The sequence below is a fragment of the Enterococcus sp. 7F3_DIV0205 genome, from assembly GCF_002141365.2.
Lineage (GTDB): Bacteria > Bacillota > Bacilli > Lactobacillales > Enterococcaceae > Enterococcus_L > Enterococcus_L palustris.
This window is the reverse complement of the sequence record NZ_CP147244.1, coordinates 994219-1009746: the sequence shown is the minus strand read 5'-3', so window position 1 is coordinate 1009746 and position 15528 is coordinate 994219. Positions and strand designations below refer to the sequence as shown.

15 protein-coding genes are annotated in these 15528 nt (G+C 35.9%); 11 read left to right on the top strand and 4 right to left on the bottom strand.

Annotated elements, in window-relative coordinates; all coding sequences use genetic code 11:
- Positions 1-192 precede the first annotated feature (192 nt).
- On the top strand, positions 193-891 hold the full coding sequence (locus A5821_RS04755; protein WP_086313446.1) for a carbonic anhydrase family protein: 699 nt from the start codon (positions 193-195) through the stop codon (positions 889-891).
- 66 nt (positions 892-957) lie between these two features.
- Here A5821_RS04755 and A5821_RS04750 read toward each other — a convergent pair whose 3' ends face one another.
- A complete protein-coding gene (locus A5821_RS04750) occupies positions 958-2574 on the bottom strand; it encodes a PucR family transcriptional regulator (protein ID WP_086313445.1) in 1617 nt (538 codons plus the stop codon).
- Between the two features lie 61 nt (positions 2575-2635).
- A complete protein-coding gene (locus A5821_RS04745) occupies positions 2636-3391 on the bottom strand; it encodes an IclR family transcriptional regulator (RefSeq protein WP_086313444.1) in 756 nt (251 codons plus the stop codon).
- Positions 3392-3566: 175 nt separating this feature from the next.
- Here A5821_RS04745 and A5821_RS04740 point away from each other — a divergent pair, with 175 nt between their 5' ends.
- From A5821_RS04740 to A5821_RS04720, 5 genes are read left to right on the top strand one after another with little or no spacing between them, the layout of a single operon-like run.
- Entirely contained in the window at positions 3567-5240 is a 1674-nt protein-coding gene (locus A5821_RS04740; RefSeq protein WP_086313443.1) for a thiamine pyrophosphate-dependent enzyme, read from the top strand.
- A 47-nt stretch (positions 5241-5287) separates the two neighbouring features.
- Positions 5288-6190 carry a sugar phosphate isomerase/epimerase family protein gene (locus A5821_RS04735; protein WP_086313442.1) on the top strand — a complete coding sequence of 301 codons (903 nt, stop codon included), beginning with the start codon at positions 5288-5290 and terminating at the stop codon, positions 6188-6190.
- Between the two features lie 22 nt (positions 6191-6212).
- Positions 6213-7175 (top strand): D-2-hydroxyacid dehydrogenase, encoded by a 963-nt coding sequence (locus A5821_RS04730; RefSeq protein WP_086313441.1) that lies wholly within the window; start codon positions 6213-6215, stop codon positions 7173-7175.
- A gap of 28 nt (positions 7176-7203) precedes the next feature.
- A complete protein-coding gene (locus tag A5821_RS04725; RefSeq protein WP_086314310.1) occupies positions 7204-8349 on the top strand; it encodes a glycerate kinase in 1146 nt (381 codons plus the stop codon).
- 27 nt (positions 8350-8376) lie between these two features.
- The gene (locus tag A5821_RS04720) at positions 8377-8739 is read left to right on the top strand and encodes a cupin domain-containing protein (RefSeq protein ID WP_086313440.1); all 363 of its coding nucleotides are present in this window, start codon (positions 8377-8379) and stop codon (positions 8737-8739) included.
- A 64-nt stretch (positions 8740-8803) separates the two neighbouring features.
- On the opposite strand, the gene A5821_RS04715 is transcribed toward A5821_RS04720, so the two are convergent.
- Complete coding sequence (locus A5821_RS04715; protein WP_086313439.1) at positions 8804-9403, bottom strand: FUSC family protein; 600 nt, start codon at positions 9401-9403, stop codon at positions 8804-8806.
- Between the two features lie 116 nt (positions 9404-9519).
- Between A5821_RS04715 and A5821_RS04710 the strand changes: the two genes are divergently transcribed.
- Together A5821_RS04710 and A5821_RS04705 are read left to right on the top strand one after the other, a co-directional pair.
- On the top strand, positions 9520-10479 hold the full coding sequence (locus tag A5821_RS04710) for an aromatic acid exporter family protein (protein WP_086313438.1): 960 nt from the start codon (positions 9520-9522) through the stop codon (positions 10477-10479).
- A 218-nt stretch (positions 10480-10697) separates the two neighbouring features.
- Positions 10698-11201, top strand: coding sequence for an HD domain-containing protein (locus A5821_RS04705; RefSeq protein WP_086313437.1), 504 nt, complete (start codon positions 10698-10700; stop codon positions 11199-11201).
- 67 nt (positions 11202-11268) lie between these two features.
- Here the strand turns inward: A5821_RS04705 and A5821_RS04700 are convergent, their stop codons facing one another.
- On the bottom strand, positions 11269-12624 hold the full coding sequence (locus A5821_RS04700) for an MATE family efflux transporter (protein WP_086313436.1): 1356 nt from the start codon (positions 12622-12624) through the stop codon (positions 11269-11271).
- Positions 12625-12937: 313 nt separating this feature from the next.
- Between A5821_RS04700 and A5821_RS04695 the strand changes: the two genes are divergently transcribed.
- From A5821_RS04695 to A5821_RS04685, 3 genes are read left to right on the top strand one after another with little or no spacing between them, the layout of a single operon-like run.
- Positions 12938-14206 (top strand): voltage-gated chloride channel family protein, encoded by a 1269-nt coding sequence (locus A5821_RS04695; protein WP_086313435.1) that lies wholly within the window; start codon positions 12938-12940, stop codon positions 14204-14206.
- A 59-nt stretch (positions 14207-14265) separates the two neighbouring features.
- Positions 14266-14544: a UPF0223 family protein gene (locus A5821_RS04690; RefSeq protein ID WP_086313434.1), complete on the top strand. Its 279-nt coding sequence runs from the start codon at positions 14266-14268 to the stop codon at positions 14542-14544.
- Position 14545: 1 nt separating this feature from the next.
- Positions 14546-15313: an inositol monophosphatase family protein gene (locus tag A5821_RS04685; RefSeq protein ID WP_086313433.1), complete on the top strand. Its 768-nt coding sequence runs from the start codon at positions 14546-14548 to the stop codon at positions 15311-15313.
- Positions 15314-15528 lie beyond the last annotated feature (215 nt).

The window sequence follows — 15528 nt, the reverse complement described above, 5'->3', positions numbered from 1 at the left end:
TGATCGAAACTAGAAATGTAAACGCTTTTTTACATCATAATAAGAAATCAAATATAATTCATGGTACATTCTGACTAATGTTTTTAAATTTCTTTGCTCTATTTGGACAAATACAACCATAAGTTCATCGATTATACTATCTTCAAATATAAAATTGTAAGCGTTTTATAACTGCAGGAAGGATACGTCAATATGGAAAAAGAAATAGAGTGGGATTATTCTTTAAACAAAGGACCAGAATCATGGATAAACTTATGTGATGATTACCATCAAGCATGTACTAAGTATATGCAATCACCAATCGCATTAGCCAAAAGTAAAATCACAAATAATTTGACCCAAGATGCATTGGAAATAGAGTATGAGTGTGACGATTTTCAAATACAGTGGTCAAAGCATACGTTTCATTTTATTCCAAAATCAAAAAATAATAAAGTGTATTTTGATGGGAAATACTTTTACCTTGATGATATTCACTTTCATATTCCTAGTGAACATAGTCTGGAAAATGCAGTTTATCCAATCGAGTTTCATTTTGTCCATCATTCTCAGGAAAATGAGCCGCTAGTAATTGCTGTCTTATTTAAAAAAATTGTTGGTAATGAGGAATTGCTACAAATAGAGGAGAGCTGCACAACTATAAATTGGGATCTAAGAAAAAAAAGTCTTCGCTTAAATCCTAAAGTTTTTATCCCTCAACTAGTGAATTACTATGCATATTATGGTTCGTATACGACGCCCCCATGTATAGGGGATGTTCATTGGATCGTGTTTTCAACAGTTTCTTCTCTTTTTAGTCGTACTATTTTGAAATTAATGAAAGAAAAAGGATGGACAAGTAATAATCGTCCGATTCAAAAGCAAGAGCAAAAAAAAATTTGGCATACTTAAGCTAAGTATGTCAAATTTTTTTAAGAGTCAGCTATGACCAAATAATGCTCAGTGTTTCACAATTGATCAGACTGCGCTTTCATTTTCTGAAAGGGACAAAGCTACTCGTAGTTTAAGTGATAATTTAGAATCATCTACTGGTTGGCCAAATAATTGATTACACTTTTCTATACGATACTTTACTGTATTTCGATGGACAAAAAGTTGTTCAGCTGTCTCAGTTATTTTACATTGACAGTCTAAATAGGTCGTTAAGGTTTTTCTGAGTTCCACATTTGTCTGGTTTGTGGGATAAGCTAGACACTTTAATATTGACTGGCAGAAGTGCTTCATTTCTTCTTCTGATAAATTTTCGGCGATTCGATTGATTCCTTGAGCAGTATTATAAAAAATGAAATTTGTCCGTGAAGGGACTGTTTGAAGCGTACTTTTGGCTTCTTTATACGAAAAATGAAACAAGTTCAATTGATTGACAGGATCACCGATGCCAAAATAAAGCGTAACACCTAGCAAGTCAAAAACTTTATCATGTAACTCTTCAAGTATAGATTGCAGATTCTCTTTGTTCCTAAATAGTAAGGCATACTGGTTATCTTCGTCGGTAGGTAAAAGTAAAATACTACCATGTTTTTCAGATAGATATTTTTCTACAAAGTCATAAATAAACAAGTCAATTTCTTTTTCATGAAAGAGTTTATTTTTAGGTATTTGGACTAAGGCTGTGACTACTCGGAAATAATTTGATTCAAATGAATTGATGATCGATGGGAGTTTAGCAAAATCTAATGGATAGCTATTTTTATCAGGGTGGAGCAAGTGATGGAATAAATGCAGTTTTGCTAAACGACTTTCATGTTTGATTGTTTGCTCTTTATAAATCGAAAGTGCCAAAATGATCAATGACTGCTCGATTGCAAATTGTGAAAAAGGATAGCTTAATTGATCGACTTTGAAAATGATCAATAGATATGGAATATAACTATCTGAAGGTACAGGAATAACACTTACTAAAGTTTGTTCCTGTTCATTTATTTCAAATAAGAAAGATTCTTTCTTTGCTTTTTTTTGATTGGAGGTTAAGTGTGTTATAAGTTGTTCTTTTTTTGCAGAGCTTAAAAAATCTGCCACATTATGACTGCGACTAGATGCGGAAACTTCGCCAAATGAATCGATCAGCATAATTGGCTGTTTGATCATGTGACTTAATTGATCGATTAGAGTTGGTGTGGAAGCACCGCGAAAAAGCATTTCAGCAAATTTTTGTTGGATTTCAAGCGAAAAAAACATTTCTTCTGTTTGATCACTCCACACATGACTCAGTAATTTATGAGAAATAGCACCTAAGGTTCGGTTCATCGGAATTTGAATGATAGGAAAATTAAGTGAATCAGCAAAATCGAGAACTTTTTTATTTATTTGTGGGATGAAGCGACCTAACTTGATTGCTAATCCAGCGCTAGGAAGGTTGTTTAAGTGCTCAATCAGTTCGCATAATCGATCAGGATCATCTTTATATGCCATACCAGTTGTTAAGAGTAAGGAATGAGGAGATAGGTAATTTGCGACATCAGGTGTTTCTGATATCTCGACTGTATGCAAAGGGACATCTAAATTTGCCTGTTGGTTTAAAACTACTAAGTCTGAAAAACGGGGAATGCTTAAAACCTCTCTAAGATTTTTCATAATAGTCTCTCCTTTTGATTTGGTTAAAGATAGCTCTCTCAATGAGATGTTTATTTCTAATTTAGTTGATAGTCGCTATTTCTTGTTTTGATAAGTTTAAAACTGTTTTAATTTTTTCTTCACTTATTCTAATGGTGGGAATGGATACACTGATTGCGGCAATTGTTTGATTGGCGGAATTTAAAATAGGTGTTGCAATGCAAAAAACACCTAGTTCACATTCTTCATTATCAACAGCAAATTGTTGTTTTTTAACTTGTTGAATTTCAGTCAAAAGCTGTTGTTTATCAGTGATTGTATTGGGTGTAAATGGTTGTAATTCGACAGTTTCAAAGTAACGCTCTAATTCTTCTTTTGGAAAGGTCGATAAAAATAATTTTCCTGCGCCTGTACAGTATAAAGGTGCCCTTTTCCCGATTTTCTGGGTAATGCTTAAAATTCTTTCTTGACTGTCAATCGAATTGATGTATTCAAGTTGATCTCCAGCACGTACGGATAAACAAGTAGCTTCAGCTAATAAAGAAGACAATCGATAAAGCACGGGTTGCGTCAGTTGAATCAGGTTTTCAGAAGAGATTAAATTTGCTGATATGACCTCAAATTTTTTAGATAATGAATACTGCTGGTTTTCCCGATTTTGTTCAATATAGCCTAATGTCATAAGTGTGTATAAAAATCGTAAAATCGTAGATTTGGGTAATTCAACTGCTTGTGCAATCTCAACTAGTGACATTTCTTGTTTAGCGCTAGTAAAGCTTTCGATAATAGTAAATGTTTTTATCACCGATTGATTTAATTTTACCTTTTTTTCATTCATACGTTACCTCCTGCTTTTTTCATCGAAGTGTATTTGTCCATCTTGTACAAAAGGATGAACTGTTTTTCGTTTGAAAGAGTCAAAGACCACTTTATGGAGTCATGGTAACATGTTGTTAAGTGAAACGCAATGCCACATGGTGAAATAAAATGAAAAATAGAAAGAAGGAAATGAAATGAAAGCTGCAGAAGCAATAGTTCAAATCATGGTCAAAGAAGGAATCAAAGATGCTTTTGGTATACCAGGAGCTGGCATAAATCCGGTTTACAAATATTTGGAAACAGCACCGATCGAACATTATTGTATGCGACATGAAGAAGCTTGTGTTCATGCGGCAGATGGTTACTACCGTGCCACACATGATATTGCATTAGCTATTTGTACTTCAGGTCCTGGTGCAACAAACTTTGTTACGGGCTTGTATACGGCAAATATTGATTCAATCCCACTGCTTGCCATAACAGGACAAGCAAATAGCTGGCAAATGAAACAAGATGCCTTTCAATGTGTTGATATGGTAAGTATTGCTTCAACTGTATGTAAGAAAGTGTATTGTCCTATGGATGCCGAAGAAATTCCTGCTATTTTGAGAGAAGCATTTTATATTATGCGTTCTGGAAAACCTGGACCTGTTTTACTTGATTTGCCTCTGGATATTCAACAAGTTGAAATCGATTTTGATATCAATGAGTATGAACCGAAAAAAGTGGAAACCGTAAAAGCTACGCCTACTCAAATCAATCAAGTATTAGATATGATCAATGCATCGAAAGCTCCCGTAATTATTATGGGAGGCGGCGTGATTTTAGCGAAAGCAGAAAAAGAACTGATTCAGTTTGCAGAAAGACTTCAAATTCCGATTATACAAACGTATATGGCAAAAGGTGGCGTACCAATTGAACATCCTTTAAACGCGGGTCATGCAGGGATTCAAGTCGGACAACCAATTGGGAATAAAATTTTTCTAGACTCTGACTTAGTCATCGGTATCGGCAATCGCTTTACTGATCGTCATACAGGAAATTTAGATGTTTATAGACAAGGGCGCAAATTTATCCATATTGATATAGAAAAAAATCAAATTGGAAAAGTATTTACGCCAGATCTTGGAGTTGTGTCAGATGCTAAAGAAGCAATCAATGATTTGCTAACAGCTATTGATTCACGCGGTATGACACAAGTAAATAGAAAAGGAATCAGTGAACTTCCTCAGCTTAGAAAGGAATTAGCTAGAAAAACGGATTTTGAAAACAAACCGATCAAACCCCACCGTGTCTTTAGAGAAATGAATCAATTCTTTGATTCAAACACAATGTATACAGCAGGATGCGGTATCACTCAGATTTGGAGTGGTCAATTACAAGATATTGATCGTCCTCGTCGTTATTTACCATCAGGAGGTGCGGGAACCTTAGGGTTTGAAGTGCCAGCAGCATTTGGTGCGAAAGTAGCAGATCCAAGTGCAACATCTGTCACCGTCTTAGGAGATTTTGGTTTTACTTTTATGGGAGAAGAAATCGCTGTTGCCGCAGCATTTAAAAAACCAATTATTGTGATTATTGTGAATAATGCCTATCTAGGATTGATTCGCCAAAATCAAATTTCAGCATATGATTTTGAATACGGTGTAGACATGCCCTATAACCAAGATGGTTTGATTGATTATGTAAAAGTAGCCGAAGGTTTTGGTTGTTTAGGAGAGCGGGTTTTCGATCCAGAAGACTTGTCAAACGCATTTAAACGTGCTGTTGATTCAGGTAAAACGTATGTGATTGATGTTATTTGTGAACCTGAACAGCTTTGTGATATGGGTGGTGCACTTGACCAAATCAAAAATTTTGGAGACTAGATCGTATAGGAAGAAAATAAAAAATGGATCAAAAGGAGAAGATAGAAATGAAAGAAAAAATTGAAACGTATTTTGATTTAGGTTTGATTCAATGGATGAGCTATCCGCCAAAAGAGTATGATTTAAAAGAAACACTTTTACAAATAGCTAAAGACGCCGATTTTAGAGCCATTGAAATTACCCAAATCAAAGATGATAAAACGCGCTTAGAAGTGAAGCAATTGTTGGAACAATCAGGACTAAGAGTTGGTTATGGGGCTCAGCCTAGACTTTTAGGTCCAGGACTTAATCCCAATGCACTGATTGAAGACGACCGGATCTTAGCAGAAAAAACGTTGCTTGAAGCGATTGATGAAGCAGAATATTTAGGTGCTAAAGGGATTGCCTTTTTATCAGGTCACTGGGAGGAAGCTACGAAATCAGAGGCGTATAATCAGTTATTAAAAACTACGGTAAATGTCTGTAAATATGCTGGGACTAAAGGAATGATGGTAGAACTAGAAGTATTTGATTATGATATGGATAAAAAATCGCTGATTGGTCCTGCGCCGTTAGCAGCTGAATTTGCGGCAGACGTTCGTAAAAGTTGCAATAATTTTGGATTGATCGTTGATTTATCTCATTTTCCGACAACGTATGAAACAAGCAAATTTGTTATTCAAACCACTCGTCCATATATTACACATTTGCATATTGGAAATGCTGTTGTTAAAGAAGGGTTTGATGCATATGGCGATCAGCATCCAAGGTTTGGCTATCCAAACAGTGCAAATGATACAGCAGAATTAACAGACTTTTTCAAAATATGTAAAGAAGAAGGACTCTTTAATAAAGAAGAACCGCTGATCTTATCTTTTGAAGTAACGCCACGAGAAAATGAAGATGCAGACGTAATTGTTGCGCAAACTAAACGAGTAATCAATCGTGCATGGGCTTTATTGGAAGATTAAAAAAGAAAAGGAGAAACAAACGATGAATATTGTTGTTCTTGATGGCTATACAGAAAATCCAGGAGACTTATCCTGGGATGGATTAGAAGCCTTAGGTAATTTGACTGTTTATGATCGAAGTCTTATTTCGGATGACGAGCTGATTAAAAGAATCGGTGATGCGGAAGTTGTCTTAACAAATAAAACACCTATTTCAAAAAAAGTCATTCAAACAGCCACACACTTAAAATACATTGGAGTTCTAGCAACAGGTTATAATGTAGTGGATGTAACAGCTGCTAAAGAGCAAGGCGTTATCGTAACAAATATTCCAACCTATGGTACAGATGCGGTGGCTCAATACACGATTGCATTATTATTGGAACTATGTCATCACATCGGAGCGCATTCAGATAGTGTTAAAAATGGTGATTGGACTAATTCTAAGGATTGGTGTTATTGGAATTATCCGTTAATAGAGCTATCTGGCAAAACCTTAGGAATTATTGGTTATGGCAGGATCGGTCAAAAAGTTGGAGAGATTGCTCAAGCTTTAGGGATGAATGTGATTGCAACGAATGGCAAGGCAGATGAAAGTACGACCAATGAAGAGACCTTAGTAGATCTTGAAACGATATTTACTGACTCGGATGTCATTACCTTACATTGTCCATTACTTGCAGAAAATGAAGGGTTCATTAATACAGAAAATATGTCAAAAATGAAAACGGGTGTATTGATCATTAACGACTCTAGAGGACAATTGATCAATGAGCAAGATCTGACAGATGCTTTGGCGTCAGGTAAGGTAGGTGGAGCTGCTTTGGATGTTGTTTCAAAAGAACCGATTGAAGCAAACAATCCTTTGTTGAAAGCTAAAAATATAATTATTACGCCTCATATTGCCTGGGCGTCAAAAGAATCACGTTTACGTTTAATGAATATCGCTGTGGAAAATGTAAGAGCCTATCTCAATGGGCAACCAATGAATGTGGTAAATGGATAGTTTGCAATAAATGATGGAAGGTGATCGTTTGAAAATACTAGTAGCGATGGATTCGTTTAAAGGCAGTGCAACATCAGTTGAAGTTGGGGAAGCCGCTAAAAAAGGAATCAAAGAATCTTTTAACATGGACGAAGCGGTTGAGGTAAATGTATTTCCAATCGCAGATGGGGGAGAAGGAACCATCGAAGCTTTATTTTACAACGAACCTGACTTTATTTATTCTGAAACCGTTCAAGGACCTTTGCTAGGTCAAGAAGTAAATGCGAAGTACGGTGTTGATCATGAAACTGTCATTTTAGAAGTAGCTGAAACATCAGGGATCATGTTAGTTGAAAAAGATGAACGTGATCCATGGTGTGCCACTTCATTTGGCTTAGGTCAATTGATGAAGAGAAGGATCAAGGCAGGGTATCGTAAATTTATTGTTTGTCTGGGGGGAAGTGCAACCAACGATGGTGGTATCGGACTTCTAAATGCTTTAGGATACAACTTTCTAGATGCTAAGGGACGATCCCTTGGGCATTTGCTGAAAGATATGAAGCACTTAAGCAAAATCGATGATTCCTCAGTTTTACCTGAACTAGCACAATGCTCGATACGAATAGCAAGTGATGTAGAAAATCCACTATATGGAGAAAATGGCGCAACGTTGATTTTTGGCAAGCAAAAAGGGGTAACCAAAGAAGATGAAAATGAAATCGACACTATACTTAAAAACTTTGCTTACTTAACCAATCAATTGACGAAAACGATCTATCAACACACAAAAGGTGCTGGGGCTGCAGGTGGTCTAGGTTTTGCACTGTTGTCTTACTTTGATAGCGAAATCGTTTCGGGGTTTGCTGAAGTAGCAAGAATCATCGATATAGAGGATCACATCGAACAACATGATTTAGTTATAACAGGAGAAGGTATGCTGGATGCTCAATCCATGATGGGAAAAGTACCAGTGGCAATTGCGTCTATGGCAAAAAAATACAATAAACCAGTCATTGCACTATCAGGGGGCGTTTCAAAAGATGCAGCAATGTGTAATAGTAAAGGAATCGATGCTTTTTTCCCAACCATTAGGAAAATCGCCTCTGAAAGAGAAGTCCTTGACCGTGACAATACACTTGAAGCAATCAGAGAAACCGCTCAACAATTATTTCGACTAGTACAGTTATTTAGTTGATTTTAAACAGAAAGGATTAGATGTAGGATGTCAAAAACAAGAATGGACGAACGATTAATTAAGTTAGATGCAGTATGCAATTTTTGTAATCATGAAGGCAAGAAAACAATTTTTTATGAAACAGAAAAGACTGCTGGTGCAGTATGGTGCTTGAAGCCAGGACAAAGTGTAGTTAATCATTCGCATACTACATCAGATGATCTTTGGTTTGTTACAAAAGGAACCGGAACATTCTTTCCAGGGGAAGGGGAAGAGGTTCAGATTTCTAAAGGTGACATCATCGTATCTTTACCAGGTGAACAACATGGAATGAAAAATACTGGGGATGAAGATTTTGTCTTTATTGGTTTAGCGGGTCCGCAACCAATGGACCTAATTGTACATGAGTAACTAAAATACGGCTTGAGTTTTGAGGACAACACAAAGTGTTATCGCCTAAACTTAAGCCGTATCTCTATTTCTTAGCGTTATCAGATTCCTGTTTTTTCAAGTTGATTTTTTGTTTAAGTTCTTCTAATTCTTTTTCTTTTTTGGCTAATTCTGCCAGATCTTCTTCGATTTCATGTTCTTCTTCTACTGGTTTTGGCCGTATGAAGAAATTTAAACCGATTCCGATAAATGTCCCGATAAATGTATCAATCACTCTGGATAATGCAAAATAAAACGATTCACCCTGAGGAATACTTAATGAAATCAATAACAACGTCGCAATTGCAGAAATAATCCCTGAATTATTGTTCATACCATCAGAAATCACAATCACTACAATCACTAAAAAAGGCAATAAAAATAGTTCAACTAAAAAATCATTAGAGAATAAATCTTTCACTAAAAAGTAGACGATCGCCAACCCTCCACCTAAAGTATTACCAAGGATTCTCGATTTTCCAAAAGTAAGGCTAGTGGTTAAATCTTGTCGTAATGAAAAAACTGCTGCTAGAGCCGCAATCATCGGTGCTCCACGATCGAATACTTTAAACAAAATAATACAGAGCATAACAGCTAGAGCTGTTTTCAATGTACGCATACCTAAACGAAAAGGACCGACTTCCATGAGCTTTCTCTCCTATAATCAACATTTAATCAGTTTTCTATTTAATGATAACCGAAATAGAGGTAAAATTACTAGTAATAAAACAAAAGATTAATTATTTTGTGAGGAGCAGTCAAATGAAAATTGGATTACGAACAATCAAGACCGCAGTGAGTGCGACCTTGTCAATGATCGTTGCAGGGAGTTTAGGGTTATTATATCCAGCATCAGCGGGTATTATTTCTGTATTGAGTGTGACAAACACAAAGAAAACCTCTTTATTAACGGGATTTTACCGTTTACTTTCTTTAGCGCTAGCTACTGCTATTGCCTATTTATGTTTTTCTATTCTAGGGTTCAATGCTCTTGCCTTCGGGGTTTACTTGCTTTTATTTATTCCAGCGGCAGTATATTGCAAACTTTCAGATGGGATTGTAGTGAGTTCAGTCTTAGTAACGCAATATTTAGTCGAACAAGATTTATCTTGGTCGATCATTGGAAATGAGTTTTTATTAATGACGATAGGGGTTGGGTTTGCCTTACTCATGAACTTGTATATGCCAGATACAGAAAAACGCTTAAAAGAAGATCAAGAAGTTATTGAAACGATGTTTCGTAAAATATTGAATAATATGGCAGCGTATCTAAATCAGCACGGAAAAGAAAGAAATTTGTTTGAAAAATGTAACGACTTAAAACAGTTCATCCGAACTGGTCAAAATTGGGCGAAGAACCATGCTGAGAATCAATTGATTTCTTCAAATCATTACTATATCGAATATTTTACGATGCGTCGTCTACAAAGTAATAGCTTGAAAGAGATGCTGAAAATATTAGAAAACATCACAGTTGAACCGGAACAAGTAGGCAATATTCAAGAACTATTGCAATATACCGCTGAAACATTTGCGGAAAATAATGATGGACAAGATATCTTGGATAGAATTGCTTTAGTGTATGAAGCATACAGGAATAAAGAATTACCGAAAACTAGAAAAGAGTTTGAAAACCGCGCCCAACTTTTTCAATTTTTACGAGTCTTTCAATCCTTTATAGAGATCAAAGCTGAATTTGCGAAAAACCAGAATGAAAAATAGGGATAAGAATAGTAAAAGCCTGATGATATAAAATTCTTTTTTTAAGAAGTAACTATATAGTTATAAAGTAAATATTAAAGTTTAGTTACGGAATTCAAAAATCCTAGCATTTGTAAAATCAAGGTGCTATACTTTCATCAAGTTAAAAAAGACTATTTCTTAAATTAAGTAAGAAAAGATAAAAATTATAAGTCTCTAAAAAGGTGGAACCAGAATTAATGACTGAAAAATGGCGTGAAGATCAGGAATATATGTCTTATGTGGAAGATTTATTGGAAACGGAAGAAGTACAACGTTTAGGCAATTACACGCAGCATGTTCATTCGACTCGTTTAGATCATTCAATCAGCGTTTCTTATTATAGTTATAAACTAGCTAAAAAATGGAATGGTGATGCTAGAGCGACAGCTCGTGCTGGGCTTTTACATGATTTATTTTACTACGATTGGCGTACGACGAAGTTCGATGAAGGATCTCATGCGTATATGCATCCAAGAATTGCAGTTAAAAATGCTGAAAAGTTAACCGAACTTTCAGATTTAGAACGTGATATCATCATCAAACATATGTGGGGTGCTACAATTGCTCCACCAAAGTATAAAGAGAGTTATATCGTTACTATGGTTGACAAATATTGCGCAGTCAAAGAAGCATCTGAGCCGATGACGAACTCAGTAAAAGCAAAATGGCGCCAATTTTTCCCAAGAAAACAATCTATTTAATAAAAAAAGTCGACTGATTTTCATTTTGAGAATCAGTCGACTTTTCTATTTTGATCAAGTGCATAAATTAATGTGTATCCATTAATTGTTCATGCTCTAATTTTTTTAAATGTTTGATTGCCTTGAAATAAGACGCTAGCAACACAATGACAGAGCCTGCCCAAGCCAATGGAGAGGCTAAAGCAGCACCGACAAAGCCGAGTGATGCAGTTAAGATAATGGCAGCGAAAGAACGCATGATCAGTTCCATAATTCCTGCTATAGTCGGAATCACACTTTGTCCAAGTCCTTGTAAAGTATAACGGATAATGAACAAGATTGCTAACAACCAATACATACTGCCGTTGATATTAAAGTAAATTTGAGAAAGGTTGAGTACTTCTGTTTCTTTCCCGCTGATAAAAAGGGTCACTAGATTCTGACCATAGAATAGAACAATTCCGCCAGCCAAAAGACTAAAGCCAATACTCATTACAAGGCATTGATTGACGCCTTGTAAAATTCGTTTGTATTTTTTCGCACCATAATTTTGAGCGGCAAATGTCGCCATGGCGATACCAAATGACATCATTGGTTGAGTCGCAAACTGTTCAATTTTTCCTGCAGCTGCTTGAGCCGCCACAACGTCTGTTCCTAAACTATTTAACGCAGCTTGCAAGATAATAGCACCGATTGCAATTATAGATGATTGAAACGCCATAGGCAATGCAATAGCTAAATGTGCCCGAAACTCACGTTTATCGATGACAAAATCCTTTTTACGCAATTGAAGATTAGGGATTTTCCACCGAATATAGACCACACATAAAAGACTGGAGATAACTTGAGCTGTAACAGTTGCAATACCAGCTCCCGCAACGCCCATGTGGAAATTAAGTATCAAAATCAAGTCTAGCCCAACATTGATAACACTAGCAATTATTAAAAATAACAGAGGGGTTCGACTATCTCCTAAAGCTCTAATCACATTCGATAATAAATTGAAGGCCATTGCTGCAAAGATTCCGATAAATATAATAGAAATAAACGTTTGAGCATCCTCTATGATTTCTGGTGGAGTTTGCATTAATTGCAGTATAGGACGAACAAAAAACAGACTCAACGCAGTCAAAATAACTGTTACGATGGTGCTGATGATAATTCCGATAGCAAAGCTTTTTTTCACTCCCCGATAATCTTGTGCGCCAAAACGTTGCGATGTTAAGATGGACAACCCAGCTGTCAACCCTTGAGCAAAACCAATAATCAAAAAAGTAATACTTCCGGTTGAACCAACCGCGGCTAAAGCATCTTTACCTAAGGTTTGTCCAACGATGATCATATCAGCCATATTATAGAATTGTTGGAAAATATTGCCAATCAATAGTGGGATCGTAAAGAAAAAGATTAGTTTTGCAGGATTGCCATGTGTTAATTCTTTCAATGAAAACATCCTTTCATTATGTGAGAATAATCGGTTGGGAGATTCTCTTTACAGTTTTAATTAAATAAACGATCAAGTTAAAGGGACAAAGAGAGTAGAGGAATTGAAAATTTCCTGCTTATAGTACCACATTAACAAGCATTTGCAAGTGCTTTTTAGTGTGAGGCTATTTTTATTTTGATTAAATTGATCAGTGACAAGAAATCACTTATTTATTTCTCGTTTCTTTGGATAAAAATTGCTATAATTGAACAGCGCAGATTTAAGAAGTGGTATCATAGAGTAGTTGATGTATTGATAAGGAGATGTCCAAATGAAAAGTGAATTAAATATGCCGATAAAAATTAGCCTGTATATGGTCAAATGGTTGACGATCAGTTTATTGATTGGTTTGATAATGGGGGCACTGTCGGCCTTTTTTTTGAAAAGTTTAGACGTAGTGACTCAAATTAGATTGGACAATCCTTGGCTGCTATTTTTTTTACCAATAAGTGGTGCCATTTTTGCTTTTCTCTATAAAAGATATGGTGATAATGCGGTTCGAGGAAATAATCTTGTGATTGATCAAGCAAATGGTGAAAAAGAAAACATTCCGTTACGTCTTATTCCTCTTACTTTGTTTGGGACTATTACAACGCATTTATTCGGTGGCTCAGTTGGCAGAGAAGGGACTGCTGTTCAGATGGGAGGGACAGTAGCAAATGCAGTGGGGCGTCTTTTTCGACTAGATAAGGTTGAACGCGAAATTGTTATTATTAGTGGCATCAGCGCGGGGTTTAGTTCTGTTTTTGGAACGCCTCTGGCAGGTACGATTTTCGGGTTAGAAGTCCTGGTAATTGGACGTTTGCGATCTGATGGGCTTTTCCCTAGTTTTTTTGCTGCGTTTTTTGCCAATTTTGTTACTGAATCATTTGGTATAACACATACACACTATGGTATGGGGTCAATACCCGATTGGTCATTGATATTGTTTATTAAAATAGTGATTGCAGGTGTGTGTTTTGGTTTAGTCGGTTGGCTGTTTAGTCGTTCAATCGTGTGGATCAAAAAAATGTACGCTAACTGGTTTGAAAATGTTGTGATACGAAACTTTGTTGGTGGAACGGTGGTAGTAGTTGCTGTTTTTATGTTGCAAACGCAACGTTATTTAGGACTAAGTTTACCTTTACTCAAAGAGGCGTTTAGTGGAGAGAATCACTGGTTTGATTTTCTCGGAAAACTTTTTTTCACGGCATTGTCATTAGGTGCAGGCTACCAAGGTGGTGAGGTGACACCATTATTTGAAATTGGTGCGACATTAGGTAGTAGCTTAGCACTGATCCTTCATTTATCCATTCCATTTTTAGCTGGATTAGGATTTATTGGTGTTTTTTCAGGAGCAACAAACACGCCAATTGCTTGTTTCATCATGGGAATCGAACTATTTGGAAGTGAGGCTGCATTATTTTTCTTTATGATTTGTTTGATCAGCTATATGTGTTCAGGAAATACAGGGATATATTCAGCTCAAAAAGTAGAAATAGAAAAAGGTGTTTTATTTTTACCGATTTTGACCAACTGGCAAAATAATAAGAAGAACTAACTAACAGACTATAGAAAATTTTTCTTAGCCTGTGATAAACTAAAAGATGAGGTGAAGACATGAAAGATTATCAATATCCTTTAGATCTGGACTGGACAACAGATGAAATGGTGATTGTGACCAATCTTTGGTCAGCGGTAGAACAAGCAAATGAAACAGGAATCGACACCAAAGCTTTTTTAAGTACGTATAAAGAATTTAAAACGGTAGTTAAAAGTATTGGGGAAGAAAAACGTTTAGGAAATGAATTTCAAAAAGTGTCTGGTTATTCTTTATACCGAACACTCCAACAAGCAAAGAAACAAGAGTCAGGTAAATTGAAACTAGGAGCTGATTAAAATGACAACGGAAAAAATGATCATTGAAATCAAAAAATGGTTGATGGAAGCCGCAGGATACATTCGCGTGAGCTTGACCAATGAACTGACGGTTTCTCAAAAGTCGGGCAGAACGGACTTAGTTACAAACATCGATGAAGAAACACAATCATTTTTTATTAAAAAAATAAACCAATATTATCCTAATGATCGCATTTTAGCTGAAGAAAAAGGGTATGATACAATTGATTCTCTAACTGGTCGTGTCTGGATCATCGACCCGATTGATGGTACGATGAATTTTGTGATGGAACAGGAAAATTTTTGTATTATGATTGCTGTTTTTGAAGAAGGCATTGGACAATTAGGTTTCATTTACGATGTAATGAAAGATGAGTTGTACTGGGGTGGGAAGAACCGCGGAGTATTTCTGAATGAGCAAAAGCTAGCACAACCAAATGATGTTTCTTTATCAAAAGGCTTATTGGGGATGAATGCCTATATGTATGGGAAAAATATTCATTCAGCTGGAGAAATTGGACATGCAAGCATGGGAATCAGAGTCAGTGGATGTGCTGGAGTGGAACTGATCGCAATGCTTAAAGGGAATCATATCGGCTACATTTCAAATCTTAGCCCTTGGGATTATGCAGCTGGTTTGGTCTTGTTGGATGAGTTTGGATTCAAGTACTCTAATATAGAAGGAAAGCCATTAACATTTACTAAGCGTGAATATTTTTTGGCTGCAACGCCTACAGCTTACGCAGAAATTCTGGAAAACTTTATTTAAAAATAGAAACATAGCTTCTGATATACACGAAAGAAAAACGAACTGTTTGATAAAAAAGTAGGACAATCTTGACAGAAAACATTGCTTTTTTTCAGTAAATATGTTATTTTTTCAAAAAAAGGCAATAAAACATGAAGTTTTCATAACTTTTGAAAGCTTTAGACTATATTTCATGAAAAAAATTTGGTATAATAAACAGTCGGATTTAATGAACA

Coding starts and splice junctions, on each gene's coding strand:
- A5821_RS04755 (WP_086313446.1), top strand. CDS start 193: ATGGAAAAAGAAATAGAGTGGGATTATTCTTTAAACAAAGGACCAGAA.
- A5821_RS04750 (WP_086313445.1), bottom strand. CDS start 2,574: ATGAAAAATCTTAGAGAGGTTTTAAGCATTCCCCGTTTTTCAGACTTA.
- A5821_RS04745 (WP_086313444.1), bottom strand. CDS start 3,391: ATGAATGAAAAAAAGGTAAAATTAAATCAATCGGTGATAAAAACATTT.
- A5821_RS04740 (WP_086313443.1), top strand. CDS start 3,567: ATGAAAGCTGCAGAAGCAATAGTTCAAATCATGGTCAAAGAAGGAATC.
- A5821_RS04735 (WP_086313442.1), top strand. CDS start 5,288: ATGAAAGAAAAAATTGAAACGTATTTTGATTTAGGTTTGATTCAATGG.
- A5821_RS04730 (WP_086313441.1), top strand. CDS start 6,213: ATGAATATTGTTGTTCTTGATGGCTATACAGAAAATCCAGGAGACTTA.
- A5821_RS04720 (WP_086313440.1), top strand. CDS start 8,377: ATGTCAAAAACAAGAATGGACGAACGATTAATTAAGTTAGATGCAGTA.
- A5821_RS04715 (WP_086313439.1), bottom strand. CDS start 9,403: ATGGAAGTCGGTCCTTTTCGTTTAGGTATGCGTACATTGAAAACAGCT.
- A5821_RS04710 (WP_086313438.1), top strand. CDS start 9,520: ATGAAAATTGGATTACGAACAATCAAGACCGCAGTGAGTGCGACCTTG.
- A5821_RS04705 (WP_086313437.1), top strand. CDS start 10,698: ATGACTGAAAAATGGCGTGAAGATCAGGAATATATGTCTTATGTGGAA.
- A5821_RS04695 (WP_086313435.1), top strand. CDS start 12,938: ATGAAAAGTGAATTAAATATGCCGATAAAAATTAGCCTGTATATGGTC.
- A5821_RS04690 (WP_086313434.1), top strand. CDS start 14,266: ATGAAAGATTATCAATATCCTTTAGATCTGGACTGGACAACAGATGAA.
- A5821_RS04685 (WP_086313433.1), top strand. CDS start 14,546: ATGACAACGGAAAAAATGATCATTGAAATCAAAAAATGGTTGATGGAA.